This is a genomic window from Pseudomonas sp. SJZ074, assembly GCF_007828215.1.
Lineage (GTDB): Bacteria > Pseudomonadota > Gammaproteobacteria > Pseudomonadales > Pseudomonadaceae > Aquipseudomonas.
The window spans coordinates 1-3,571 of record NZ_VIUE01000060.1 but is presented as its reverse complement, the minus strand read 5'-3'; the positions used below and the strand labels follow the sequence as shown (position 1 = coordinate 3,571).

Here is a 3,571-nt window from a genome sequence, read left to right as displayed (position 1 = left end):
GAGCGTTTCATCGCCGACCCGTTCAGCAGCGAACCGAACGCGCGCCTGTACAAGACCGGCGACCTCGGTCGCTGGTTGGCCGACGGTACGCTGGAGTACCTGGGTCGCAATGACTTCCAGGTGAAGATCCGTGGTTTCCGCATCGAGTTGGGTGAGATCGAAAACGCCCTGGTGGCTTGCCCGGGTATCCGCGAAGCCGTGGTGATCGCCCGTGAGGACAGCCAGGGCGACGCGCAGAGCAAACGCCTGGTGGCCTATGTCTGCGGCGAACCGGTGCCAGCCGAGCAACTGCGCAGTGCACTGTTGAGCGGCCTGCCCGAGTACATGGTGCCCAACGCCTTCGTGCACCTGGACGCCCTGCCCCTGACCGCCAACGGCAAGCTCGACCGCCGCGCCCTGCCCGAGCCCGGCCAGGACGCCCTCGCCAGCAAAGCCTACGAGGCGCCGCTGGGTGATACCGAGATCGCCATCGCCGAGATCTGGAAAGGCCTGCTGCACCTGGATCAGGTCGGCCGTCACGACGGTTTCCTCGAACTGGGCGGCCACTCGCTGCTGGCCGTGCAGTTGCTGTCCAGGCTACGCCGCAAACTGGGCGCACGGATCACCCTGCGCGAACTGTTCGACGCACCGACGGTGCGCGGTCTTGCGGCGCTGGTCGACAGCGCGTCGCCCAACGAGGCGGCATCGATTCCACTGGCCAATCGCTCGGGACGTCTGCCGTTGTCCTTCTCCCAGCAACGGCTATGGTTCCTCGACCACCTGGACCACGCCGCCGGCGCCGCCTACCACCTGCCCCTGGCCCTGCGCCTGACGGGTTCGCTGGACAAGGCTGCCTTGCAGGCAACCCTCGACCGCCTGGTGGCGCGCCATGAAACCCTGCGCACCCGCTTCGAGCTGGTGGACGGCGAGCCGGTGCAAAAAATCGCCCCGGCCGACTACCGCTTCCAGCTGGAACAACGGGACCTGCGCCCGATGCCGGCCGACGAACGCACGGCCACGCTGGAGCACCTCGGTAACCTCAACGCCACGCAGTTGTTCGACCTCAGCCAGGGACCGTTGATGCGCGGCCATCTGGTGCAACTGGCGGACGACGAGCACGTGCTGTTCATGACCTTGCACCACATCGTCTCCGATGGCTGGTCCAACAGCGTCCTGGCCCGGGAAGTGAGCGTGCTCTACAGCGCATTCGCCCAGGGCCAGAAAGACCCGTTGCCGCCGCTGGCGCTGCAATACGTCGACTACGCCGCCTGGCAGCGCAAATCCCTCGAAGGCTCAGCCTTGCAGGCGCAGATCGACTTCTGGCGGCAACAGCTGGAAGGCGCTCCCGCGCTGCTGAACCTGCCGCTGGATCGCCCACGTCCGGCGATACAGAGCTATGCCGGCGGCATCGTCGACTGTGTCTTCCCTGCGCCCCTCAGTGCCGAGCTGCGTGCCTTCAGCCAGGCCCAGGGCACCACGCTGTTCATGGTGTTGCTGGCCGGCTGGTCGGTATTGATGAGCCACCTGAGCGGACAGCACGACGTGGTGGTCGGCACCCCGGTAGCCAACCGTCAGCGCCCGGAGCTGGAGGCGCTGATCGGCTTCTTCGCCAACACCCTGGCGTTGAGGATCGATACCGGGCGCGACAGCCGTGTCGACGAGTTGTTGGGGCGGATCAAGGACCAGACACTGGCGGCCTACAGTCATCAGGATCTGCCGTTCGAGCAGGTGGTCAGTGCGCTGCAGCCGACTCGCAGCATGAGCCACAGCCCGTTGTTCCAGGTGATGCTGAGCCTGGACAACACGCCACCGGCGCCGTTGCAACTGCCGGGGCTTGCGGTGCAAACCCTGGAAAGCCCGCACAACACCACCCAGTTCGACCTGTCGCTGTCGCTGATCGACAATGGCGAGCGCATCGGCGGCAGCCTGCAATACGCCAACGATCTGTTCGACCGGGAGACCGTGCAGAACATCGCCGGACTGTTCGCCAAGGTGCTGGAAAACCTGGTGACCGATTCACGGCAATCCATCGGACAGTTGTTGGAAAACACGCCGCCGCTGGAGCGCTCGGTCACCGCCGTGGACTCGCCGACCGGTACTGAAGACAGCCCTGCCCCGGCCTTGCCTTACGAAGCCCCCCGGGGCGAGACCGAAATCGCCATCGCCGCGCTCTGGCAAGACCTGTTCAAACAGGAACGCATCAGCCGTCACGACGACTTCTTCAGCCTCGGCGGAATTTCGTTGATGGCGGTGCAGATGGCTTCGCGCTTGCGCAAGGTACTTGGCAAGCCCATCGCCGTGCGCGACCTGTTCGTCGAACCGACCATTGCCGGCTTCGCCAGGACCCTCGATGGGCAAGCCCGACCAGGGGCCAACAGCAACCTGGTGCCGATCCGCCGCGGCGGTTCCCAGCGGCCGCTGTACTTGGTGCATCCACTCGGTGGCGAGGTGCAATACGCACGGGACCTGGCGCCGTCGCTGGATCCCCAGATCCCGGTCTATGGCCTGGCCGCCAGTGGCCTGGTGGCGGGCGAAGCACCGCTGTCGGATGTCCCGTCCATGGCGACGCGTTACCTGGCGGGCATCCGTCAGGTCCAGCCGCAAGGGCCGTACCGGATTGCCGGGTGGTCGGCCGGTGGTTTGATTGCCTATGAAATGGCCCGTCAACTGCAGGCTGCCGGAGAGGTGGTGGAGTTCCTTGGCATCATCGATGCCTCGGCCCGTCCTGAACCGGTGCCGACACAAGCGCTGAGCGAAGCGCAGTTCCTGATGGCCTGGCTCCCCGAACAGATCGCCCCCGACCTGCTCGGCCAACTGACAGAACTGGCGCAACACTCGGCCATCGACGCGATGCTGACGCTATGCATCACCCACCGCCTGTTGCCGGAGGAACTGCCCCACGACATCGACGCCGCCCTGCTGCGCACCCACCTGGGGGTGGCCTATGCAATGCGGCTGGCCATCGGCGCCTACGTCAGCCCACCGAGCCCGCTCGAGGTGTCGCTATTCACCGCGAGCGAACAGCAACGCAACGACCCGACCCTGGGCTGGCGCGGCTTGCTCAACGACCAGGTGAACGTGACCGCCCTACCCGGCACCCACAACACCGTGGTCAAGGCCCCTCACGTGGCCAGGTTAGGCAAGGCAATGTCCCAGGCCCTGAAGGATTGCGCCATGTCATAGGATCGGGTTTGCGCAAGTCAGTCAGCATGGACGCTGGCTGACCTACCGCTATCGCGAGCAGGCTCGCTCCCACACCGGACCGGGGCGGACGCAGCCTTCGCATACGCCACAACCCCCTGTGGGAGCGAGCCTGCTCGCGATGGCGGCAGCACATTCAACACCTCCGTGACAGACACCCCGCTTTCGCGAGCAAGCCCGCTCCCACATTGGACTGGGGTGGACGCAGTATTTGCATATATCACCGTCTCCTGTGGGAGCGAGCCTGCTCGCGATGGCGGCGGCACATTCAACACCTCCGTGACAGGCACCCCGCTTTCGCGAGCAAGCCCGCTTGTGTCTTGCTCTGCGATTAAACTGATGGTGAGAGCGGTGAGTGGCAAGCTGAATGCCTGGAGTGCTTAAAGCACGT

1 protein-coding gene is annotated in these 3,571 nt (G+C 65.4%); it reads left to right on the top strand.

Going from position 1 to position 3,571, the window contains the following annotated elements:
- A partial coding sequence (locus FBX99_RS28700; protein WP_145133801.1) for a condensation domain-containing protein occupies positions 1-3,162 on the top strand: 3,162 nt, incomplete at its 5' end.
- Positions 3,163-3,571: the final 409 nt, after the last annotated feature.